The sequence below is a fragment of the Oceanithermus profundus DSM 14977 genome (genome assembly GCF_000183745.1).
Classification (GTDB): Bacteria; Deinococcota; Deinococci; order Deinococcales; family Marinithermaceae; genus Oceanithermus; species Oceanithermus profundus.
In genome coordinates this window covers 1,922,674-1,943,203 of the sequence record NC_014761.1, presented here as the reverse complement: position 1 = coordinate 1,943,203, position 20,530 = coordinate 1,922,674, and the positions used below count along the sequence as shown (strand labels likewise).

The window sequence follows — 20,530 nt, the reverse complement described above, 5'->3', positions numbered from 1 at the left end:
TTCGCATTCGTCGTGCGGCTACGAGGAGGCATTTATGAATAGCAAACGCGGTTGGTTTCTGGGAACATTGGCGGCAGGACTCTTGTTGTTGGCCGGCTGCGGCAATCAGAACGCCGGCGGGTTCCAGGTGCAGGGCAAGCTGCTCGATCTCTGCGGACAGCCCCTGCCCTACAAGACGGTCTTCGTGCCCGGGCACGACCCGGTGCTGACGGCCGAGGACGGCAGCTTCACGATCAACGGCGTGGCGGCCCCCTACGACCTCGTGATCAGCAACGCCTACCTGATGCCCGAGGAGGTCCAGGAGGTGCCCGTCCTGGTCTACAAGGGGCTGACCAAGCCGGATCCCGTGGTCTGGGCCAACGACGCGGCGGCGCCGCGCAACGAGACTTGCGCGCACGCCAGCGCCAGCGGGGCGATCACGCCCGCCCAGACCACCGACGACTTCCGCAACGGCGCGGCCCTGGTGGTCGGCCCCTACGTGGGCGGAGGCGAATTCGCCTACGACGCCAGCCCGAACTACGACGTCGGCGTCTACTTCGATCCCGACCTGGCGGGCGAGAACAACGCCACCCTCTTCGGCATCCAGTGGCAGCGCGACACCGCCACGAACGACGCCACCGCCTTCCTGGCGGCGAAGAAGCTGACCGTCAGCCTTGGCGACGGCGACGCGCTCGGTCAGGACCTGGCGCTCACGGAGATCGGCAGCCGCGACCTCAACGTGAGCGTGCAGCTCCCCGGCGTCATGGACCTGGATCAGGTGGAGCACCACGTCACCGTCGACGGTGTGGCCCTGCCCTTCGCGACCGCCCAGATGAACGCCGACGAGGCCGGTGCGGACGGCGGCTTCGCCATGGCGGGCCCGGTGGGCGAGGGCCTGGGCTCCCTGGTCGTGGCCACCGCGAGCTACGGGGGCGGCGGCCTTTTCCTGGGCGGCGCCTACGGCGCGCTCGACCTCGCAGGCATCTACGGTGACGCCGGGGTGTGGCAGCAGGCGGCTGCGGACTCGAACGACGTGTCGCTGAGCTTCCCCGACCCCGTGGTGCCCATCGTCCCCCTCAACGGCGCGACGATCGACCCCGACACGACCTTCCGCTGGGCGGGGCCCGAAGGGACGCTCTACGACGTGGTCTTCATCCTTGATCTTAGACCGGACGTTTCGGTTGAGGTGGTCACCACCGAACCTCAGCTCCAGCTGCCCGACCTGAATGGAATGGGCATGCGCATCGACAGCGCCTTCCGCGGGTACTGGCTCCTCGCGGCGCTGGGCGGCGAGGCGGTTCCGGGCAGCGTCGACGAGCTGGCGAGCGCGTCCGCCCGGTCGGCGCTCGTGCCCTTCTACCTCGAATACGGCGCGCCCCAGGGGAGCGCGGGCTACTTCTTCTTCGTCGACGCGGGCGGCTTCAGCTTCGCGTTCGACGCACTCGGAAAGTAGCACAGGAGCGACCGGTACACCCCGCCCGGGGAGGCTCCCCGGGCGGGTTTACAATAGCGGCGTGGGCGTTCCCGTCGTCGCCGTCTTCGGCTCCTCGCGCACCGCGCCCGGCACCGCGGCCTGGGCGCAGGCGGAAGCATGGGGCCGGCTCGTGGCCGGGCACGGCTTCGCTGCGGCCACCGGCGGCTACGGCGGCAGCATGGAGGCCGTGAGCCGCGGGGCCAAGGCCGCGGGCGGGCTGGTGATCGGGGTGACCGCGCCCGACCTGTTCAAGTCGCGCAGCGGGGCCAACGCCCACGTGGACCTCGAGCTGCCCGCGCCCACCCTGACCGGCCGCATCGAACGCATCCTCGAGGTCAGCCGCGCCGCCCTCGCCCTGCCGGGCGGGCTCGGCACCTTGACCGAGATCCTGGTCGCCTGGAACCTCGCCTACATCCAGCGGCTCCAGGGCGAACCCCCCTTCCCCATCGGGGTGGACGCGGCCTGGCGGCCGCTGCTGCGCCCGCACCTGGAGCTCTCCGCGCGCGAGCTCGACCTCCTCACCTTCCTCGAGGGCCCCGGCGACGTCGCCGCCTTCCTCGCGCGGCTACATCCGGCCGAGTAGCACCCACACGACCTCCAGCGCGATCAGCGCCAGGATGGCCACCTCCACCGCCTGGCTGCGGCGGAACTGCATCTCCTCGCTGACCATCTGGTAGATGGCGGTGAGCGCCTGCAGCTTGGCCTGCACCGCGGCGGCCAGCTCGGCGGCGCCGTAGACCTCGGTGGCGTCGCGGTGGATGCGGGCGTAGAAGAGGTCCTCGGTGATGCGCAGGGCCCCGGCCAGCCGCGTCTGCACCTCGGTGATCTCGGCGCGGCGCTCCATCAGGCTGCGCCGCAGCCGCGCCAGGCGGCCGTAGCGGCCCCAGCCGAGTTCGCGCAGCACCTGCGGCGCCCCCTCAAGCGCCCGCGCGAGCACGCCGTCGTAGTAGTCGAGCTCCAGCAGCTCCGCGTGCACCCATTCGACCAGGTCGGCCACGTCCCAGATGCCCTCGCGGTCGTAGATGAAGACCCCGTCGAAGCCCAAGAGCGCCAGGTCGCCGGTCGAGTAGCTGAAGGCGTGGCGGGCCAGGTCGGCGCGCAGCTGCGCGGAGGCGGCGACCCGCTCCCCCAGCACCAGCGGGGCCAAGTCGAGTTCTTGCATCAGGGCGTCGGCGGAGAGCTCGGGCTCGAACCCCTGGACGTGGACGGCGTAGAACCCCTCCTCGCCCGGGGCCGCGAGCGGCCGGGCGAGGGCTGGCGCCAGCTCGGCGCGCAGCGGCGCCAGCCGTTCGCGCATCCAGGCGTCGAGGCCGGGGGCGCCCACCAGCTCGAGCGCCGCGGTTTCCAGCTCGGCCCAGGACAGCCGCTCCCCGAGGCGCACCCGCCAGGCCAGCGCGACGATGCCGAAGGGGTAGACGCGGGCGCGCAGCCGGCCCCCGCGCCCCGCGAAGCCGTGGTCGCCCAGGTCGAGCTCGACCGGCGGTTCTTCCAGGCGCACCGCGCCGCTGCGGCCGCGCCGCAGCGCGAACCGGGTCCCCGCGACCCGGTCGGTGTCGATCTCGTCGGCCAGGTCGAAGAGGCGCCAGACCGCGACGTGCGGCTCGCGAACCGTGGGCATGGGGCTTACTCCAGGGGCCAGATTTCCCGCGGGGGCGGGCCGTCCTTCCAGGCTTCGAGCAGCTTCGCGAGGGCCCGGGCGCGGTGGGAGTGCCGCGCCTTCTCCTCGGGGGCCATCTCGGCGAAGGTGCGCTCCAGCTCGGGCAGGTAGAAGAGCGGGTCGTAGCCGAAGCCGCCCTCGCCGCGCGGGGCCTCGAGGATCACGCCCTCGACCTCGCCGCGGTAGCTCTCCACGTGGCCGTCGGGGTAGGCGAGCGCCAGCACCGCGACGAAGCGGGCGGTGCGCTGCTCGGGAGGCACCCCGCGCAGGCGCTCGAGCAGGTAGACGTTGCGGTCGCGGTCGTTGGTGCGGCCGCCGTAGCGCGCCGAATAGATTCCCGGCTCGCCGCCCAGCGCGTCCACGACCAGGCCCGAGTCGTCGGCCAGGGCCGGCAGCCGCGTCTTCTGCGCCACCGTGGCCGCCTTCATGAGCGCGTTGTCCTCGAAGGTGGTGCCCGTCTCCTCGGGCAGCTCCACGCCGAAGTCGGGCAGCGGGCGCAGCTCCCAGCCCAGCGGTTCCAGACCCCGAGCCAGCTCGCGGTACTTGCCGGGGTTGGAGGTGGCGATCACGACCTGCATCATTCCTACGATACCCCTTCCGCCAGCTGCTTGTGCACCTCGGCGACGAGTCCAGGAATCTGCCGCAGGCCTTCGTCCACCATGCGGTCGTAGATCGCCCGCGGCACCGGCCGGCCCTCGCCGCCGCCGTGGATCTCGATCAGCTCGCCCTCGGCCGTGCCCACCACGGTCAGGTCGGCGTGCACGCGGTCGTCCTCGCGGGCGTCCAGGTCGACGAGGACCTCGTCGCCGCCGGCCCAGCCGAGGCTGATCGCAGCGAACTCGGTGAGCGGCCAGTCGTCGAGCCGGCCCGCACGCACCAGCGCGTCGAAGGCCTGCACCAGTGCGGCGTAGCCGCCCAGGATGGCGGCCACCCGGGTGCCGCCGTCGGCCTGGATCACGTCGGCGTCGACGACGATCGTCTGGTTCGGCAGCAGGTCCAGGTCCACCGCCGCGCGGAAGGCGCGGCCCAGAAAGCGCTGCACCTCCTGGGTGCGGCCACCCAGCTTGAAGCGCTCGCGCTGGGTTCGGCTCTCGGTGCTGCGAGGCAGCAGGTTGTACTCGGCCATCAACCAGCCGCTGCGCTTGCCCTGCATGTGCCGGGGGACGCCAGGGGTGAGGCTCACGGCCACGAGGACGCGCGTGCGCCCCAGTTCGACGAGGGCCGACCCCTCGGCGTAGTCGAGGTAGCGGGGGGTGATCTTGAGGGGGCGGCGCCCGGTGGGGCTGCGGCCGTCGGGTCGATTCATAGCGCTCCTAACTCTACTTTACGCACCTCGCCGGCGGGCACGCCCAGGCGCGCCGCCAGGGCACGGTAGGCCTCGGGGTCGCCGGTGACGTAGTGGACCACCCGTCCCGATCCCGGCCCCGCCGGCAGGCTGCGGGCCACGGCGCGCGCCGTGGGTTCGGCCGAGTCGATGAGCGTCAGGCCGGGGCGCAGGCGCTCGAGCAGGGGCTTCAGGTAGGGGTAGTGGGTGCAGCCGAGGATCAGGGCCTCGAGGTCGTCCGGGGCGCCTTCCAGGTAGTGCCGCGCCACCAGCTCGGCCACCCCGTCGCTCCACAACCCCTCCTCCACGATGGGGACGAAGAGCGGCGTGGCCAGCGACCAGACCCGCTTCCCCCGTGCCTCGAGCCGGCTCTGGTAGGCGCCGCTGGCCACCGTGGCGCGGGTGCCGATCACGCCCACGTGGCCGTAGCGCTCGGCCTCGGCCACCGCGGGGTCGATCACGCCGGTGACGGGCACCCCCAGGCGCGCGAGGTCCGCGAGGGCCACGCTCGAGGCGGTGTTGCAGGCCACCACCAGCGCCACCGCCCCCTGGCGCAGCAAAAAGCCGCTGATCTCCCAGGCGAAGCGGCGCACCAGCTCGGGCGGCTTCGAGCCGTAGGGCACCCGCGCGGTGTCGCCGAAGTAGAGGAAGTCGCGCCCGGGCAGGGCCCGGCGCAGGGCTTCGAGGACGGTCAGGCCGCCGACGCCGGAGTCGAAGACGCCGATGGGTTGTTCGAGGGGGGCGTGCGCATCTGGGCTCATCGTCGCGGCTACCATCCTACCGCGGCGGCCGGAGCAGCAGCGCCGCGCCCAGCAGCGCCAGCCCCGCCGCCAGCCCGAAGGCGGCGACGTGGCCGTGCACCTGCCAGAGCCAGCCGAAGACGGCGCTGGCGGGGAAGAGCAGCACCCCTTCCACGGTGTGGAAGAGCCCGATCGCCCCCGCGCGCTCGCGCTCGGGCGCGACCTGCGCGAGGTAGGCCCGGCGCGCGGGCTCGAAGAGCGCGATGAAGGCCGCGTACGCCGCGAAGAGGGCCAGCCCCGCCGCCGCCCCCGGGGCCAGGCTCCAGCCCGCGAAGACGGCGGCGTACGCTCCCATGGCCAGCGCGGTGGCGCGGCGGGGGCCCAGCCGGTCGGCGAGGGTGCCCATCGGGTAGGCGAGCGCCGCGTAGAGCAGGTTGTACCCGGCGTAGGCGAGCGTCGTCTGCCGCGGCGAGAGGCCCAGCTCCCCCAGGCGCAACAGCAGGAAGGCGACGGAGACGTAGCCCAGGGTGAAGACGGCCGAAGCCAGCAGGAAGCGCAGGTAGGGCGGGTTTCGCACCGCCGCCAGCAGCGGTTCGCGGGCCGGCGGAACGCGGCGCTCGCGCACGAAGAAGACGACGACGCCCGCGGCCGCGGCCGCGGGGAGGAGCGAGAGCCAGAAGACGCCGCGGTAGCCGAGCAGCGGCAGCAGGGCGAAGGCGAGCAGCGGTCCGATCGCCGCCCCCAGCGTGTCGAGGGCGCGGTGCAGCCCGTAGGCCTTGCCGTAGTCGGCCTCCTGGCTGACGTCGGCGATCAAGGCGTCGCGCGGGGCGGTGCGCAGCCCCTTTCCGGTGCGGTCGAGCAGGCGGAAGCCCAGCACCTGCCAGGGGTGCGCGGCCAGGGCCAGCAGCGGCCGCACCAGCGCCGGCAGGCCGTAGCCGGCGATCAGGAAGGGTTTGCGCACCCCCAGGCGGTCGGAGAGGCGGCCGCCCACCACCTTGAGCAGGCTGGCCGTGCCCTCGGCCAGGCCTTCGATGAGGCCCACGGTCTCCTTGCCCGCGCCCAGCACCACGGTGAGGAAGAAGGGGAGGAGCGGGTAGACCATTTCGGAGGCGACGTCCATGAAGAAGCTGACGAGCCCGAGAACGGCGACCGAACGGGGCACCCGCACGTCTCTAGCGTAATCCGGGGCTAAGCTTGGAGCATGAAGACGCGTACGGCGTGGACCGCCTGGCTGCTCCTGCTCCTCCTCCTGGGGGGCTGCAGCAAGGCGCCCGCGGAGCGCGAGGTGCGCGTCGTGGTGTCCGGCCCCGGCCGGCTGGCGCGCGCCCAGGCCTTCGCGGAGCGGCTGCGGAGCTACGGGCTCGACGGCGTGCGCGTGCGGGTCTGCGACGCCGGGGGCGAGGCGGCGCGCCTCGCCGACTGCCTGGGCGGCTCCGTGGCCCTCTACGTCACCGTCGGCGGGGTGGAGACCCGCACCGCGGTGGAGGGCGGCGGCGACGCGCCGGTGCTCTACGTCGGCCTCGCCGCCTCGCTGGACTGGGGTTTCGTCGAGCGGCTCAGCCGGCCCGGCGGCCGGGTCACCGGGGTGGACAACAACTACGCCGAGCTCTCGGGCAAGCGCCTGCAGCTCCTGCAGCTTGCGCTGCCCGAGGTGCGGCGGGTGCTGGTGCTCTACCAGCCCGGGGTGGTGCCCACCGCACGCGGCCTCGCCTCGGTGCGCGCGGCCGCGGAGGGGTTGGGGCTCGAGCTGGCCTACCGTCCGGTGCGCGCGGTCGGCGACCTCGCGGGCCTGAGCGCGCAGGTCGCGGAAACGGGCGCCGACGCGGTGCTGCTCTTGCCCAGCTACGTGCTGGAGAACCACCTGGATGACGTGCTCGCCCGCACCAACGCCGCCGGCGTTCCGCTGGTGGGGCTCGACGCCGCCCAGGTGCGCGCGGGGGCGTTCCTTGCCTACGGCGCGAGCGGCGCGGCCATGGGGCGGCAGGCGGCGCGGATGGCGCGCCAGCTGCTCCTGGGCTACCCGGTCGCCGAGATGCCGGTCGAGCGTCCGCAGCAGATGACCCTGACGATCCACCGGGGCGTGGCCCGGCGGCTGGGCCTCGAGCCGGATCCGCGCGCGCTCGACCTCGCCGACGAGGTGCTGCCGTGAGGCGGGCGCCCTGGCTCGCGCGGCTCGAGGGGCGGTTCACGCTGGCCGCCGCCGCGGCGGGGCTGCTGCCGCTGGTGCTGGTGGGCGCGGTGGCCTGGTACGGCCTCAGCCGCAGCTACCTGGGGCTGGCGGGGGCGCGGATCGAGAGCGAGGCGGCGCGGTTGCAGGGCAGCCTCGACGGCCGCCTGGAAGCGATCGTGGGCGTGCTGGGCGAGGCGCTGGACGCCTCCGCGGGCGGGCCGTGGCCTTTGCGCTTCGCCGCGGCGCGGCTGCCCGAGGCGGTGACCCTGCAGGTGCGCGACGCTGGGGGCGTGCGGGCGCTCTGGTCGCGGTTCGAAGTGGACCCCGCCCCGCTCGCCCCGCTGGCCCGCGCCGGGGTGCCGGAGACCTGGGGGGCGGTGCGCCGCGACGACTGGGGCGAGCCCCGGCTGACCCTGGGCCTCGCGCGGCCGAGCGGGCGCTTCCTGGAGGCCGTGCTGCGCGCGCCGGTGCTCTGGGACGCGCTCGTGGAGCTGCGCGACCCGGAGCTGCACGCCTACCTGACCGACGGCTCCGGGCGCATCCTCGCCAGCTCCGACCGCGTCGAGGTGCTGCGCGGGGAGCGGGCTCCGCGGGAGGTGCGGCACGGCGTGACCGGGCGGGTCTTCCGTTACCGCGACGACCGCGGCGCCTGGCGGCTGGCGGTCGCGCGCGACGTGGACCGTCTCGGCGGGCGGCTCGTGGTGGAGGCCCCGGTGCGGGGGCTGCTGGCCCCGCTCTCGGTTCCGCTGTGGACGCTGCTCGCGGCGCTGCTGCTGGCGATGACGGCCAGCTACGTTCCCGGCTGGCGGCTGGCGCGTTCGGTGACCCGGCCGCTCGACGAGCTGGCGCGGGGCGCGCGCGAGCTCGAGCGCGGCCGGCTGGAGCGGCCCCTGGCCGAGTCGGGTCCGCCGGAGGCGCGGGCCGCGGTGCGCGCCTTCAACCGTATGGCCGCCGAGCTCGAGCAGGGCCGCCTCGAGCTCGAGGACTACGCCCGGAACCTGGAAGACCGCGTCGCCGAGCGCACCGAGGCGTTGCGCCTGGCGCTCGAACGGGCGCTGGAGGCCGACCGCGCCAAGACGCGCTTCCTCGCTTCGGTCTCCCACGAGCTGCGCACCCCGCTGGCGAGCATCAAAGGGTTCGCCAGCACCCTGCTGGCTCCCGACGTGGCCTGGAAGCCCGAAGAGGCCGCGGAGTTCCTGCGCATCATCGAGAGCGAGGCCGACCGCATGCACTACCTCGTCAACGACCTGCTCGACCTGGCCCGCGGCGAGCGGGGCGCCTTCGCGGTCAGGCCCGCGCCCCACGACGCGGTGCGGCTGCTGCGCGAGCTCGAGCCGCGGCTGCGGCGCCTGGCGCGCGGCCGCCGCTTCCGCGTGCGCCTGCCTACGGGCCCCCTCTGCGTGCGCCTGGACGCCGAGCGGATCCGCAGCGTCCTCGTCAACCTGGTGGAGAACGCCGTCAAGTACGGCCCCGCGGACGGCGAGGTGGCGGTGGAACTGGACGAGCTCCCCGAGGCCGTGCGCTTTCGCGTGAGCGACGCCGGGCCGGGGGTCCCCGAGGGGCTGGAAGAGCGCGTCTTCGAGCCGTTCTTCCGGGCCGACGACGCCACCCGCGGCTCCGGCCTGGGGCTGGCCATCGCCCGCACCATCGTCGAAGCCCACGGGGGCGCGATCGGGCTGACCCGCGAGGGCGGGCGAACCGTCGCCTGGTTTACCCTGCCCAAAGGAGGGTGCGAGGATGCCTGAACGGGTGCTCGTGGTGGACGACGACCCCAACCTGCTGCGCCTGGTGGAGGCCAACCTGCGGGCCCGCGGCTACGCGGTGGACACGGCCGCGAGCGGGGAGGCGGCGCTCGAGCGGCTGCGCATGGCCGGCTACGCCTGCGTGCTGCTCGATCTGATGCTTCCGGGCGTGGACGGGATGACCGTGATCCGCGAGGCGCGGGGTTTCTGCGACGTGCCCATCGTGGTCATGAGCGCACTCGGCGAAGAGGAGCGCAAGGTCGAGGCTCTCGACCTCGGGGCCGACGACTACCTGGTCAAGCCCTTCGGCGTGGCCGAACTGCTGGCGCGGGTGCGCGCGGCGATCCGGCGCTACGGGGTTCTGGGGCCTGCGGAGGGGTTGCGGGCGGGGGTGCTCGAGCTCGACCCCGGCGGCGGCTACGCCCTCGTCGCGGGCCGGCGGGTGCGGCTCACCCCCATGGAGTACGCGCTCTTGCGTCAGTTCGTGCTCGCCCGCGGACGGACGCTCACCCACGAGGAGCTGCTCGACGCGGTCTGGGGGCGCGGCGCCGGCGAGGACCACTACCTGCACGTCTACGTGGGCCGCCTGCGGCGCAAGCTGGGCCCCTCCGTGGCCATCGAGAGCCTTCCCGGCGTCGGGTACCGCCTCGACGTTTAGGACTTGTTGAGCCGCCTGGGCGTGAAATGTGCCTGAGGTGATGCCGATGAGAAAAGCGTACCTGAGTTTGCTGGCGCTGGCCGTCCTGGCCTTGGGCGTCGTCGCGGCCGGCGGTTTCCCCTGGCCCAGCCAGAACTTCCCGAAGGAAGTCCCCGATCCGCCCGCTTCGTACCCGCCCGGTGAGCTGGGCGAGATGGTCAAGCTGGGCGAGGCCATCGTCATGAACACCAACACCCACCCGCTCACCAAGGACTACGTGGGCAACGACCTGCAGTGCAAGAGCTGCCACCTGCAGGGCGGCAAGGGCAAGAACCGCTACGCCACCTTCGTGGGGGTGGCCACCTCCTACCCCGCCTACAGCCCCCGCGAGAAGGCCGTGGTCAGCCTCGAGGACCGTATCCTCAACTGCTTCATGCGTTCGATGAACGGCACCCGTCCGCCGGTGAGCTCCAAGGCCTCGATCGCCATGGCCGCCTACATCACCTGGCTCTCGACGGGGCTGCCCGTGGACCAAAACCCCAACAAGCCCGTCGGGGCCTACAACACCCCCTGGCCCGACCCCGCGATCGTCAAGCTCGTCAAGGCCGGCCGCGTGGACGCAGGCCGCGGCAAGCAGGTCTACGAGGCCCAGTGCGCCGCCTGCCACGGCGCGGACGGCCAGGGCGTGGGCGCCTTCCCGCCGGTCTGGGGCGACCGCTCCTACAACGCCGGCGCGGGCATGGCCAACGTGATCAAGGGTGCGAGCTGGGTCAAGTACAACATGCCCCTGGGCAACGCCCACCTGAGCGACCAGGACGCGGTGGACGTGATGGCCTACGTCAACAGCCACCCGCGGCCCAGCTTCAAGCTGACCGACCACCTGGCCCCGGCCGGTGAAGCGGGCGTTTACAACAGCAACGTGCCGCAGCAGATCATCGAAGCCCCCACCTGGCCGCCCAAGAAGAAGTAGGACGCCCTGCCTCCCCGCACGCGGCGCCCCGAGGCGCCGCGTGTCCTCTTCGGGATGGGAGGCAGGCAGCGGGAGGCGGGGGTTTCCAGGCGATGAGCCGATCGCCCGCTACGTACCGTCCACCGCCGTTGCCCGTCATTCCGGACGTGCGGGCCTCCTGCACCTACGGGCGCCGCATAGCCGCCCAGGCAGCCGGGCGCCGGTCTCACGGCCGGGGGTTTGTGTGAACGACGCATTCGGACCGCGCGGCGGGTCGCCGTACGTTGGTGTCGGCAGGCGCACCCACCCTAGAATCCCGACCTCAGGACCCTGTTGAGGAGCTGTCCGTAGAGCCAGAGTGCGGGGACGAAGGCGACGTTGATGAAAAGGTAAGCGCCGAGCGCCGGGGGTTGCCAGGCGCCGGCGGCGTAGGTGGCGTAGTCGAAAACCAGCGCCGCGTAGACCGAGACCGTGAGCGTTACCAGACCCAGGGGGAGCGCCCAGCGTCGCCCGGTGAAAAGACCCCAGACGAAGACGAGGCTCAAAAGGGCGTTGACCAGGTCGAGCGCGGCCATCCCGGTAAAGAAGGCCAGCGCCTGGGAGTCCCATCCCCCCGGCGGCGGTGGCGCCGGGAAGTCGAGGGCGCCCCGGCCCCGAAGCAGGATCAGGCCCCGCACGTTGACCGGGACGTGTACCGCCTGGTAAAGGCCGTACCACGCGGCCAGGAGCAGGGTTCGTCTGGAATGCCGGACCATGAGCACCTCCGGTACGATCCCGGTCGCACCCGCTACGCCACGGGCTGGCCGGCGTTTTTACCAGGATACCCACCGCGGCCGAGGGGCGCCTCGCAAGACCGGTTTGCCCCCGGCCACGGCCCGGCCAACCGTCGATCGGCGGAGGGTTCCGGTGTTCTCGCTTCTGGAAACCGCCTGCGCGAGTGCGGCAACGCGTTCCGCGGGGTCCCCGCTCCCTTCCCTGGCGGTTGCGCCAGAAGCGAGCAGGGAAGGGGCGGTGGCGCCTCCCCGACGGATGGCGGCGTAACGGGCTTACACGTTGAAGAGGATCAACATCACGTCGCCGTCCTGGACGACGTAGTCCTTGCCCTCGGTACGCACCCAGCCCTTCTCCTTGGCCGCGGCCCAGCCGCCGGCCTCGACCAATTTCTCCCAGTCGATCACCTCGGCGCGGATGAAGCCGCGCTCCATGTCGGAGTGGATCGTCCCCGCGGCCTGGGGGGCCTTGGTGCCCCGTTTGACCGTCCAGGCGCGCACTTCCTTCTCGCCGGCGGTCAGGAAGGTGATCAGGTCGAGCGCGCGGTAGCCGGCGAGCACCAGCCGGTCGAGGCCCGACTGCTCGAGCCCCAGCTCGGCCAGGTATTCGCGCGCCTCCTCGTCCGAAAGCTCGGCCAGCTCGGCCTCGATCTTGGCCGAGATGACGACCAGCTCCGCCCCCTCGCGCGCCGCCAGCTCGCGCAGCTTCTCCACGTGCGCGTTGCCCTCGGGCAGGTCCTCCTCGCCCACGTTGGCCACGTAGACGACCGGCTTGGCGGTGATGAGGCCGTACTCCTTGAAGACCCGGCGCAGCAGCTTGTCGTGCTCCTCGTTGCCGGTGCGGAAGGTGCGGGCGGGCTCGCCCGATTCCAGGTGGGCCACCAGCGGCCTCAAAAGCTCCACCAGCGCCGCGTCCTCCTTGCTGACGCGGGCGCTGCGCTCGAGCTTCTCCAGCCGGCGCTCGAGCGTGCCCAGGTCGGCCAGCGCCAGCTCGGTGTTGATGATCTCGGCGTCGCGCAGCGGGTCCACCGAGCCGTCCACGTGGACGACGTTCGGGTCCTCGAAGCAGCGCACCACGTGGGCCACCGCCGCGACCTCGCGGATGTTGCCGAGGAACTGGTTGCCCAGCCCCTCGCCCCGGTGCGCCCCCTTGACCAGCCCGGCGATGTCCACGAACTCGACGTAGGTGGGCACGACCGGAGGGCGCCGCTCCCCCTTGGCGAAGACGTCCGCCAGCTTTTCCAGCCGCTCGTCGGGCACGGTGACCACGCCGACGTTCTTGTCGATGGTGGCGAAGGGGTAGTTGGCCGCGAGCGCGCCCGCCTTGGTGATCGCGTTGAAGAGGGTGGACTTGCCCACGTTGGGGAGGCCGACGATGCCGATGGAAAGGTTCGCCATACAAAGGCCCAGTATACGGCCGGGGTCAGTCGAAGGCCAGCGCCATCTGCCCGAGCACGGGCTCGATGTCGAATCCGGCCGACTGCAGGTGGTCCAGCAGCGCCCCGAGCAGGAAGAGGTAGCCGGCGGTGGTGGTGACCTTGCCCACGGCGTAGGCGGTCTCGTGCCCCAGCTTGGCGTAGCGCCTCACCTCGTCCGCGTAGGCGGGGTGCGCGGCCACGAGCTGGGGGGCGCGCCCCAGCTCGCCCAGGAAGACCGGGCCGTTCGCGCCCAGGAAGACGGCCTCCAGCCGGGGCCAGACCTCCTCGAGCCAGAGCTCGATCTGCAGGTCGCGCGCCGCGCGGGCGAGCCCCTTGCTTCCGGGGACGACGAGCACGTCCAGCTCGGGGCGGGCGGTGAGGGCGTACTTGGCCGTCCAGACGGTGCCCGCCGCCCCCTCGAGGGCGTGCCGGCTCTTGGCCAGCGTGAAGCCCTCGACCGCGGCCCCCGCCTCGCGCAGGATGCGCACCGCGTCGAGGACCGGCGCGGCCTCGGCCTCCAGGAACCCCATGGTGAGCAACACCCCGATGCGCATGGCTCCATCTTCGCACAACCGGCGCCTGGGAAGGATGGGAAATCGCGCACGAAAACCCGCCCGCGCAGAGGCGGGCGGGCGCGGCGGGGCGCCTAGGCTACCCCTCGAAGAAGAAGCGTTTTTCGCCCAGGGCCGGCTCGAGCTCGTCGAGCCAGGTGGCCTCCTCCGAGAACTTGGCGAAGAAGGGCCGGCCCACCCAGGCGGGGTCGCGCGCCTGCAGGAACTCGAGGACGAAGACCTTCTCCCCGGCCACCTCGGCGGTGCCGACGACGCGCACCTTGCCGGGGAAGGCCGACATGCTGGGGCCGCGCACGGTGCGGGCGAGGCCCGAGACCTGGCGGTAGGCGTCCGCGAAGATGCGCTGCGCCTCGGCCAGCGGCACCTCGAAGTAGCGCTTGGGGCCGGTGTCGCGCTCGACGAACATGTAGTAGGGAATCAGACCCAGGCGCACTTCACGGCGCCACTTCTCGGCCCAGACGTCGGCGTCGTCGTTGACGTGGCGGATCAGCGGCGCCTGGGTGCGCACCACCGCGCCGGTGGCGAGTAGGTTCTGGATCGCGGCCTGCACCTGCTCGGTCTCGAGCTCGCGCGGGTGGCTGAAGTGGGCCATGAAGGCGAGCTGCTTGCCCGCGGCCGCCACGCGCTCGAAGAGGCGCAGCACCTCGGCGGCGTCGGGGTCGGTGGTGAAGCGCATCGGCCAGTAGGCCAGCGACTTGCTGCCGATGCGGATCGTGCGCAGCGTCTCCACCTCGAGCAGCGGCTCCAGGTAGCGCGCGAGCAGCCGGGTCTTCATCACCATCGGGTCGCCGCCGGTGACGAGCACGTCGGTCACCTCGGGGTGGGCGCGCAGGTAGCGCACCAGATCGTCGACTTGGCTCGATTCGAACTTGAGTTCGCGGTCGCCCACGAACTGGGCCCAGCGGAAGCAGTAGGTGCAGTAGGCGTGGCAGGTCTGGCCGCCGGCGGGGAAGAAGAGCACGGTCTCGGCGTACTTGTGCTGCAGGCCGTCCAGCTTCCGGCCGTCCAGCTCGGGCACGTTGTGGGTGAGCTGCCCGGCGGGGTGCGGGTTCATGGCGCGGCGCGCGTTCCAGACGGCTTCGACGAGCGCCTCCCGGTCGCCCGAGGTCAGGGCGGCCTCGACGCGCGCGTAGGTCTCGGAATCGAGCATGCCCCGCTGGGGGAAGACGAGCTGGAAGATCGGGTCCTCGGGGGCCCGGTCCCAGTCGATCAGCTCGTCGAGAACGTAGGGGTTGGTGCGGAAGGGCAGCACCTGGGCCGCCACCTCCAGCTCGCGACGCAGGCTTTCCGGGAGCCGGCGGTAGGCGGGGTGGCGGTGGATGTTCTTCAGGGTTACCGGTTCGTAACGTCCGTACGCGTCCACGGGCGTGGGGTACATGTACGACCTCCTTTCGTGGTCTGGGTCGACACGGGCGCGCGCGCCGAAGCGCGGGCGGGCCCGGTTGGCTTCTTCCCGAATCAGTATACCACGTGACCTGAAATTCTTATGAAATATGCGTCCTGGACGGCGTTCAGGGCAGGCGCGCCTTGGCCTCGCGGAATTCCCGCACCAGCCGTTCGACGAGCTCGGCGGCCGGGGGCACGTCGCGGATGAACGCGACCCCGTGCCCCGCGCTCCAGACGTCCTTCCAGGCCTTGGAGTCGTCGGCGCGGAAGCGCTCGAGCGAGCCCTTCAGGAAGTTCGCGGGCACCCCGGTCACCTCCGGGGTGTAGACGACGTCCTCGGGCCGGGCCTGAACGAGCGCCCGTTTGTAGGCCTCGGACGCGCCCGCCTCCCGGGTGGCGATGAAACGGGTGCCGAAGTAGCCGCCGTCGCCCAGGGCCAGCGCCGCGAGCAGCTGGGCTCCGGTGGAAAGCCCTCCGGCCACGAGGACCGGCAACCCCGTTTCCTCGCGCAGCCAGGGCGCGAGCACGAAGGGGCTGATCGTGCCGGCGTGGCCGCCCGCCCCCGCGGCCACCGCCACCAGCGCGTCGGCCCCGGCCGCGGCGGCCTTTTTGGCGTGGCGCAGCCCCACCACGTCGCACCACACCTTTCCGCCGTAGCCGTGCACCGCCTCGATCACCGGCGTGGGGTCGCCCAGGCTGGTGACCACGAGGGGCACCCGGTGCTCCACCGTGGCCGCCAGGTCCTCGGCCAGCCGGGGGTTGTCCTTCAGGATCAGGTTCACCCCGAAGGCGAGCCCCTCGGGCCAGGCCTCCAGGAAGGCGCGGTAGTCGGCGTGGGTGCGGAAGTTGAGGGTGGGCACGAGCCCGATCGCGCCCGCGCGGGCCACGGCCTCGAGCAGCGGCCGGTTCGAGACCAGGAACATCGGCGCCACCACGATGGGGTAGCGGATCCCCAGCATGCGGGTGACCCGGGTTTCGATCGCGTCCATGCCTGAATTGTACCCGGTCAAAGGAGGCTTCAATTGGCGACGCTGCTGCGCCAGTCGCCGTAGGGCATGAGCCGGCGGGCGTCGTAGTAGAAGACGAGCGCGTCGCCGTCCTCGTCCACGAGCAGGCAGCGCACGGTCAGCGGCTCGCGGAAGTAGGGCGAACCCGAGTCGGCGGTCTGGTCGTAGACCGGCTCGTCGAGCACCTCGACCACGACCATGGGCTCGCCGTAGTCGGGCATCTTGCGGTTGCGCAGCCCCGGCTTCCAGGTGACCAGATCGCCCCGCTGGAAGCGGTGTTCCCGCAGGTAGTCTTCGGCGAGCTGGCTGAGGCGGCTAAGGTCGCTCATGCTCCGCGATTATACCGGACCCTCCGCGAGGGCCGGGTCCGCCTCTTCGTCCAGGGGCCAGGGCGGCGGGGGCGCGCCTTCCAGCGCCCGGCCCACGCCCTCAAGGAAGGCCCCGAGCCGGGCGTCGGGGGGCGTCAGCGCGCGCCACCGGCGCACCGCCTTGGCCAGGTTGCTACGGGCCCCGCGTTCGTGGCCGCGCCGCCGCGCCTCCATCGCCGCGGCCGCCAGGATCAGGGCGTGCAGGAAGTCGCGTTCCGGCCCCCGGGCCGCGAGCCAGGCGGGCTCGAGCACCTCGTGCACCTCCCAATAGGCCCCCTCCCGCCAAAGGCGGCCGGCTTGCTCGAGGGCTTCGCGGTTCGGTTGGCGCATCGTTGCCTCGATGCTACAGTAAGGGGCGTATGGCGAAACCGATCGTGGTGTCCGACAGTACCTTCGACCAGGAAATCAAAGACGGCCTCGCCCTCGTCGACTTTTGGGCCGAGTGGTGCGGACCGTGCCGGATGATCGCACCGATCCTCGAGGAGCTGGCCGCCGAGTACGAAGGCAAGCTCAAGGTGCTCAAACTCGACGTCGACGAGAACCCCAAGACCGCGATGCGGTTTCGGGTGATGAGCATCCCCACCGTCATCCTCTTCAAGAACGGCGAGCCGGTCGAGGTCATCATCGGTGCGCAGCCCAAGCGCAACTTCGTGGCCCGCATCGAAAAGCACCTGCCCAAAGCCTGAGATGAACGCGCCCGTCGCCCTCGACGCCATGGGCGGGGACCACGCGCCCCGGGAGACGGTGGCGGGGGCGCTGGCGGCCGCGGCCGCAGGCGTGCCCGTGGTCCTGGTGGGCGACGAGGCGCGCTTGCGTGAGGAGCTGGCCGCCCAGGGCGGCGAGCTGCCGATCGTGCACGCCCCCGAGGTCATCGACATGCACGCCCACGCCACCGAGGTGCGCCGGCGGCGCCAGGCCTCGATCAACGTGGCCATGCGCCTGGTCAAGGAGGGCGAGGCCGAGGCGGCGGTGAGCATGGGCCACTCGGGGGCGACCATGGCCTCGGCCCTCTTCACCCTCGGCCGCGTCCGCGGCATCGAGCGCCCGGCCATCCTCGCCGAGATCCCCTCCCAGGCCCCTTCGGGCCGGGTGCACCTGATCGACGCCGGGGCCAACGCCGACGTGCGTCCGGCTCACCTGGTGCAGTTCGCGCGGATGGGCGCGGCCTACGCCGAGCGCATGAGCGGGGTGGCGCGGCCGCGGGTGGGGCTGCTCTCGATCGGCGAGGAGCCCACCAAGGGCAACCAGCTCGTCCTCGAGGCCCACCCGCTGCTGGCGGAGGCGGGCCTCCACTTCGTGGGCAACGTCGAAGGACGCGACGTCCTGGCCGACGCCGCCGACGTGATCGTGACCGACGGTTTCACCGGCAACGTCGTGCTCAAGCTGGCCGAAGGCGAGGCTAAGATCCTCTTCGGCTGGATCAAGGAGGCGCTTGCGAGCAGCTTCAAGGCCAAGCTGGGGGCGCTGCTGGCGAAGGACGCCCTGCGGAGGCTGGCCGCCCGCATGGACCCCGCCGAGTACGGGGCGATGCCGCTTCTGGGGGTGCGCGGCCCCGCCTTCATCGGCCACGGCGCCTCGGACCGGCGTGCCGTCAGGAACGCCCTGGCGCGCGCCCACAAGATGGCGCGCTCGGGCCTGGTCGAGGCCCTGGCCGCCGTAGAATAGCCGTATGGAACCCTTCAACCCGGTGCAGCTGCAGGGGACCCAGCAGTGGATCAAGTTCCTGCTGGCTTTTTTCGCCCTCGGCGTCGCCTACACCGTGGGCCGCGCCGGTTCGCGGCTGGCCCACTGGGTGGCCCGGCTGACCCCCGACCGCCGCGACGACGCCTTCTGGCGGGTCGTGGGCTGGGTGTGGTGGGCCGTCGTGCTCTTCGCGCTCGTCTCCTTCGGGCACTTCCTCTTCGAGATCAAGGTCGAGCCGCTCTACACCTGGGGCCTGCTGCTGGCGCGCTGGATGGGCTCTCGGGGGCTCGCGGTGCTGCTCATCCTGGCGGCCACCTACTTCGCCTACCGCCTCGTCGAGGTGCTGGTGCGCCGCATCAAGATCCCCCAGAAACCCGAGTTCGAGCGCGAGCAGGTGCGCATTCAGACGCTGATGGCGGTGATCGAGTCCACCCTCAAGGGCGGGGTCATCAGCGTCGGGGTGCTGCTCGCCCTCGCCAACATGGGGCTCAACATCGGGGCGCTGATCGCCGGGGCGGGGATCGCCGGTCTGGCCATCTCGTTCGCCGCCCAGAACCTGGTGCGCGACGTGATCAACGGCTTCTTCATCCTGCTCGAGGACCAGTACGGCGTGGGCGACGTGATCAAGGTCGGCGACATCGCCGGCGGGGTCGAACGCATGAACCTGCGCCTCAGCGTGCTGCGCGACCTGGAGGGCAAGCTCCACTTCGTGCCCCACGGGCAGATCAGCACGGTCACCGTGCTCAGCCACGTCTGGGCACGCGCGGTTGTCGACGTAGGGGTCGCCTACGGCGCCGACGTGGACCGGGCGATCGCGGTGATCGAGGACGAGGCGCAGAAGTTCTACGACGACCCGGAGTGGCGCGAGAAGTTCACCGACGAACGGCCCCAGGTGCTGGGGGTCAACGAGCTGGGCGACAGCGCCGTGGTGATCCGGGTGATGTTCACGGTGCAGGCCAAGCAGCAGTGGGGCGTGGGGCGCGAGTTCAAACGGCGCATCAAGAACCGCCTCGACGCCGAGGGCATCGAGATCCCCTTCCCGCAGCGCACCGTCTGGCTGCGCCAGGACCAGGAACCGCAGGCGTGAAGCGGGTCCTGCTCGCGCTGCTCCTGCTCGCCGGCCTGGCGCAGGCGGGAGGCGGGGCCGTGCGGGTGCGGCTGCCGGGCGGCTGGGTGCAGGGCTATGCGGAGGCGGACGTCCTCGTCTTCAAGGGCATCCCCTACGCCCGCGCCGAACGCTGGCGGGCTCCGGAGCGGGTGGACGCCTGGAGCGGGGTGCTGCGCGCGGAGCGGCCGGGTCCGATCTGCCCCCAGAAGGGGTCGATCACCGTCCGGCTCGGCCGGCTCGCCGGCCGCTACCTGCCGCCGGCGGACGAGGACTGCCTGAACCTCAACGTCTGGGTTCCCGCGGAGGACCCGCCCCCGGGGGGCTGGCCGGTGATGGTCTTCGTGCACGGCGGCAGCTACACCGGCGGCAGCGGTTCCGAGCCCATCTACGACGGCGCGCGGCTGGCGCGGCGCGGCGTCGTCGTGGTGACCTTCAACTACCGGCTGGGCCCGTTCGGCTTCCTGGCGCTGCCGTCCCTGGCCGCGGAGGACCCCCACGGCAGCACCGGCAACTACGGCCTGCTCGACCAGATCGCCGCCTTCGCCTGGGTGCGGCGGCAGATCGCGGGCTTCGGGGGCGACCCGCAGAACGTGACCGCCTTCGGTGAGTCGGCGGGGGCGATGTCGATCTGTACGTTGCTGGCCAGTCCCCTCGCGCGCGGGGCCTTCGACCGGGCGGTGCTCGAGTCGGGCGGCTGCAACTTCGTCTACACCCCCCAGGAGGCCTACGCCCACGCCCGCGACTTCGCGCGCGCCGTGGGCTGCGACCCGGGCGACCTGGCCTGCTGGCGCGCCCTGCCGGCCGAGCGGTTGGTGGCCCTGGTGCCCTCGGAGACCGACTTCGAGAAGGTACCCTTCAAGCCCGTACTCGATGGCTACGTGCTCGAAGAGCCTCCGGAGCGGGCCCTGGCCGCGGGGCGTGCCGCGGCGGTGCCGCTCTTCGTGGGCGCGACCGAGGACGAGTACCGGCTCGACGTGACCGCGCCCGAAGACCCCGCCAAGTCGACCTGGGCGGGGGTGGAAGCCCTCGTCCGCGAAAAGGAAGGGGGCCGCGCCGACGCGGTGATCCGGCACTACCGCGCGCGCTTCGACCGCGCGCTCGACGCCTACTACGCCTACATGGGCGAGCGGATCCTGATCTGCCCCACCTACCGCGCGGGGCGGCTCGCCGCCCGCCACGCCCCGGTGTTTGGCTACCGGTTCGCGTACGCGAGCCCGCTGTGGCCCGAGCTGGGCAGCATGCACGGGATGGAGCTGCCCTTCGTCTTCGGCACCCGCGGCGTCTGGCCGTTCTGGGCCTTCTTCGCGTCCACGGACGTCCAGGAGCAAAGCGGCGGGCTCGTCCGGGCGGTTCAGCAGGCCTGGACGGCGTTCGCGTGGGGCGAGGCGCCGCGGGCGGGTTGGGCGCCGGCGCCGCGGCTGGGGAGCGGCTGGCTGCTTGGGTTCGACGCGCGTTGGGGCTGGCGTGCCGACGACTGGGCGGCGCGCTGCGCGCTCTGGGGCGCGGGCGAACCAATACCGAACCGTTAGCGTACCAAAACAGGGTT

22 protein-coding genes are annotated in these 20,530 nt (G+C 72.3%); 10 read left to right on the top strand and 12 right to left on the bottom strand.

Annotation, left to right across the window (positions count from 1 at the left end; translation table 11 throughout):
• Positions 1-34 precede the first annotated feature (34 nt).
• The gene (locus OCEPR_RS13175; RefSeq protein WP_013458539.1) at positions 35-1,432 is read left to right on the top strand and encodes a peptidase associated/transthyretin-like domain-containing protein; all 1,398 of its coding nucleotides are present in this window, start codon (positions 35-37) and stop codon (positions 1,430-1,432) included.
• 61 nt (positions 1,433-1,493) lie between these two features.
• The gene (locus tag OCEPR_RS09680; RefSeq protein WP_013458538.1) at positions 1,494-2,036 is read left to right on the top strand and encodes an LOG family protein; all 543 of its coding nucleotides are present in this window, start codon (positions 1,494-1,496) and stop codon (positions 2,034-2,036) included.
• On the opposite strand, the gene OCEPR_RS09675 is transcribed toward OCEPR_RS09680, so the two are convergent.
• The 5 genes from OCEPR_RS09675 to OCEPR_RS09655 are packed head-to-tail and all read right to left on the bottom strand — an operon-like array spanning position 2,019 to position 6,342.
• Entirely contained in the window at positions 2,019-3,071 is a 1,053-nt protein-coding gene (locus OCEPR_RS09675; RefSeq protein WP_013458537.1) for an RMD1 family protein, read from the bottom strand. The two genes, OCEPR_RS09680 and OCEPR_RS09675, sit on opposite strands and share 18 nt — an antisense overlap.
• Positions 3,072-3,076: 5 nt before the next feature.
• Positions 3,077-3,688 carry an XTP/dITP diphosphatase gene (locus OCEPR_RS09670; protein WP_013458536.1) on the bottom strand — a complete coding sequence of 204 codons (612 nt, stop codon included), beginning with the start codon at positions 3,686-3,688 and terminating at the stop codon, positions 3,077-3,079.
• A gap of 5 nt (positions 3,689-3,693) precedes the next feature.
• The gene (rph, locus tag OCEPR_RS09665) at positions 3,694-4,416 is read right to left on the bottom strand and encodes a ribonuclease PH (protein ID WP_013458535.1); all 723 of its coding nucleotides are present in this window, start codon (positions 4,414-4,416) and stop codon (positions 3,694-3,696) included.
• Positions 4,413-5,195, bottom strand: coding sequence for a glutamate racemase (murI, locus tag OCEPR_RS09660; protein WP_013458534.1), 783 nt, complete (start codon positions 5,193-5,195; stop codon positions 4,413-4,415). The genes rph and murI overlap by 4 nt, the downstream gene beginning before the upstream one ends.
• 16 nt (positions 5,196-5,211) lie before the next feature.
• A complete protein-coding gene (locus tag OCEPR_RS09655; RefSeq protein ID WP_041554193.1) occupies positions 5,212-6,342 on the bottom strand; it encodes an MFS transporter in 1,131 nt (376 codons plus the stop codon).
• Positions 6,343-6,375: 33 nt separating this feature from the next.
• Here OCEPR_RS09655 and OCEPR_RS09650 point away from each other — a divergent pair, with 33 nt between their 5' ends.
• From OCEPR_RS09650 to OCEPR_RS09635, 4 genes are read left to right on the top strand one after another with little or no spacing between them, the layout of a single operon-like run.
• Positions 6,376-7,323 carry an ABC transporter substrate-binding protein gene (locus OCEPR_RS09650; protein ID WP_013458532.1) on the top strand — a complete coding sequence of 316 codons (948 nt, stop codon included), beginning with the start codon at positions 6,376-6,378 and terminating at the stop codon, positions 7,321-7,323.
• Entirely contained in the window at positions 7,320-9,089 is a 1,770-nt protein-coding gene (locus OCEPR_RS12335; RefSeq protein WP_013458531.1) for a sensor histidine kinase, read from the top strand. The genes OCEPR_RS09650 and OCEPR_RS12335 overlap by 4 nt, the downstream gene beginning before the upstream one ends.
• The gene (locus tag OCEPR_RS09640) at positions 9,082-9,744 is read left to right on the top strand and encodes a response regulator transcription factor (protein WP_013458530.1); all 663 of its coding nucleotides are present in this window, start codon (positions 9,082-9,084) and stop codon (positions 9,742-9,744) included. The genes OCEPR_RS12335 and OCEPR_RS09640 overlap by 8 nt, the downstream gene beginning before the upstream one ends.
• A gap of 46 nt (positions 9,745-9,790) precedes the next feature.
• Complete coding sequence (locus OCEPR_RS09635) at positions 9,791-10,693, top strand: c-type cytochrome (RefSeq protein WP_013458529.1); 903 nt, start codon at positions 9,791-9,793, stop codon at positions 10,691-10,693.
• Positions 10,694-10,980: 287 nt separating this feature from the next.
• Here the strand turns inward: OCEPR_RS09635 and OCEPR_RS09630 are convergent, their stop codons facing one another.
• The 7 genes from OCEPR_RS09630 to OCEPR_RS12330 all read right to left on the bottom strand — a co-directional run bounded on the left by OCEPR_RS09630 (position 10,981) and on the right by OCEPR_RS12330 (position 16,523).
• Positions 10,981-11,427 (bottom strand): hypothetical protein, encoded by a 447-nt coding sequence (locus tag OCEPR_RS09630; RefSeq protein WP_013458528.1) that lies wholly within the window; start codon positions 11,425-11,427, stop codon positions 10,981-10,983.
• Positions 11,428-11,718: 291 nt separating this feature from the next.
• Positions 11,719-12,840, bottom strand: coding sequence for a redox-regulated ATPase YchF (ychF, locus tag OCEPR_RS09625; protein ID WP_013458527.1), 1,122 nt, complete (start codon positions 12,838-12,840; stop codon positions 11,719-11,721).
• 25 nt (positions 12,841-12,865) lie between these two features.
• The gene (locus OCEPR_RS09620) at positions 12,866-13,414 is read right to left on the bottom strand and encodes a type 1 glutamine amidotransferase family protein (protein ID WP_013458526.1); all 549 of its coding nucleotides are present in this window, start codon (positions 13,412-13,414) and stop codon (positions 12,866-12,868) included.
• Positions 13,415-13,511: 97 nt separating this feature from the next.
• Complete coding sequence (locus OCEPR_RS09615) at positions 13,512-14,810, bottom strand: KamA family radical SAM protein (protein WP_013458525.1); 1,299 nt, start codon at positions 14,808-14,810, stop codon at positions 13,512-13,514.
• A gap of 133 nt (positions 14,811-14,943) precedes the next feature.
• Entirely contained in the window at positions 14,944-15,798 is an 855-nt protein-coding gene (locus OCEPR_RS09610) for an NAD(P)H-dependent flavin oxidoreductase (protein WP_041554872.1), read from the bottom strand.
• Positions 15,799-15,836: 38 nt separating this feature from the next.
• Complete coding sequence (locus tag OCEPR_RS09605) at positions 15,837-16,154, bottom strand: hypothetical protein (protein WP_013458523.1); 318 nt, start codon at positions 16,152-16,154, stop codon at positions 15,837-15,839.
• Positions 16,155-16,163: 9 nt separating this feature from the next.
• The gene (locus OCEPR_RS12330) at positions 16,164-16,523 is read right to left on the bottom strand and encodes a DUF309 domain-containing protein (RefSeq protein WP_013458522.1); all 360 of its coding nucleotides are present in this window, start codon (positions 16,521-16,523) and stop codon (positions 16,164-16,166) included.
• Positions 16,524-16,552: 29 nt separating this feature from the next.
• Between OCEPR_RS12330 and trxA the strand changes: the two genes are divergently transcribed.
• The 4 genes from trxA to OCEPR_RS09580 are packed head-to-tail and all read left to right on the top strand — an operon-like array spanning position 16,553 to position 20,513.
• Positions 16,553-16,879: a thioredoxin gene (gene trxA, locus OCEPR_RS09595; RefSeq protein WP_013458521.1), complete on the top strand. Its 327-nt coding sequence runs from the start codon at positions 16,553-16,555 to the stop codon at positions 16,877-16,879.
• A 1-nt stretch (position 16,880) separates the two neighbouring features.
• Positions 16,881-17,858: a phosphate acyltransferase PlsX gene (gene plsX, locus OCEPR_RS09590; protein WP_013458520.1), complete on the top strand. Its 978-nt coding sequence runs from the start codon at positions 16,881-16,883 to the stop codon at positions 17,856-17,858.
• Between the two features lie 4 nt (positions 17,859-17,862).
• On the top strand, positions 17,863-18,963 hold the full coding sequence (locus tag OCEPR_RS09585; protein ID WP_013458519.1) for a mechanosensitive ion channel family protein: 1,101 nt from the start codon (positions 17,863-17,865) through the stop codon (positions 18,961-18,963).
• The gene (locus OCEPR_RS09580; protein WP_013458518.1) at positions 18,960-20,513 is read left to right on the top strand and encodes a carboxylesterase/lipase family protein; all 1,554 of its coding nucleotides are present in this window, start codon (positions 18,960-18,962) and stop codon (positions 20,511-20,513) included. Before OCEPR_RS09585 ends, OCEPR_RS09580 begins: the two co-directional genes overlap by 4 nt.
• Positions 20,514-20,530: the final 17 nt, after the last annotated feature.

Excerpts from the sequence above, each read along its gene's own strand:
- OCEPR_RS13175 (WP_013458539.1), top strand. The coding sequence starts at position 35 with ATGAATAGCAAACGCGGTTGGTTTCTGGGAACATTGGCGGCAGGACTC.
- OCEPR_RS09675 (WP_013458537.1), bottom strand. The coding sequence starts at position 3,071 with ATGCCCACGGTTCGCGAGCCGCACGTCGCGGTCTGGCGCCTCTTCGAC.
- OCEPR_RS09670 (WP_013458536.1), bottom strand. The coding sequence starts at position 3,688 with ATGCAGGTCGTGATCGCCACCTCCAACCCCGGCAAGTACCGCGAGCTG.
- rph (WP_013458535.1), bottom strand. The coding sequence starts at position 4,416 with ATGAATCGACCCGACGGCCGCAGCCCCACCGGGCGCCGCCCCCTCAAG.
- murI (WP_013458534.1), bottom strand. The coding sequence starts at position 5,195 with ATGAGCCCAGATGCGCACGCCCCCCTCGAACAACCCATCGGCGTCTTC.
- OCEPR_RS09650 (WP_013458532.1), top strand. The coding sequence starts at position 6,376 with ATGAAGACGCGTACGGCGTGGACCGCCTGGCTGCTCCTGCTCCTCCTC.
- OCEPR_RS09640 (WP_013458530.1), top strand. The coding sequence starts at position 9,082 with ATGCCTGAACGGGTGCTCGTGGTGGACGACGACCCCAACCTGCTGCGC.
- OCEPR_RS09635 (WP_013458529.1), top strand. The coding sequence starts at position 9,791 with ATGAGAAAAGCGTACCTGAGTTTGCTGGCGCTGGCCGTCCTGGCCTTG.
- OCEPR_RS09630 (WP_013458528.1), bottom strand. The coding sequence starts at position 11,427 with ATGGTCCGGCATTCCAGACGAACCCTGCTCCTGGCCGCGTGGTACGGC.
- ychF (WP_013458527.1), bottom strand. The coding sequence starts at position 12,840 with ATGGCGAACCTTTCCATCGGCATCGTCGGCCTCCCCAACGTGGGCAAG.
- OCEPR_RS09620 (WP_013458526.1), bottom strand. The coding sequence starts at position 13,414 with ATGCGCATCGGGGTGTTGCTCACCATGGGGTTCCTGGAGGCCGAGGCC.
- OCEPR_RS09615 (WP_013458525.1), bottom strand. The coding sequence starts at position 14,810 with ATGTACCCCACGCCCGTGGACGCGTACGGACGTTACGAACCGGTAACC.
- OCEPR_RS09605 (WP_013458523.1), bottom strand. The coding sequence starts at position 16,154 with ATGAGCGACCTTAGCCGCCTCAGCCAGCTCGCCGAAGACTACCTGCGG.
- OCEPR_RS12330 (WP_013458522.1), bottom strand. The coding sequence starts at position 16,523 with ATGCGCCAACCGAACCGCGAAGCCCTCGAGCAAGCCGGCCGCCTTTGG.
- trxA (WP_013458521.1), top strand. The coding sequence starts at position 16,553 with ATGGCGAAACCGATCGTGGTGTCCGACAGTACCTTCGACCAGGAAATC.
- plsX (WP_013458520.1), top strand. The coding sequence starts at position 16,881 with ATGAACGCGCCCGTCGCCCTCGACGCCATGGGCGGGGACCACGCGCCC.
- OCEPR_RS09585 (WP_013458519.1), top strand. The coding sequence starts at position 17,863 with ATGGAACCCTTCAACCCGGTGCAGCTGCAGGGGACCCAGCAGTGGATC.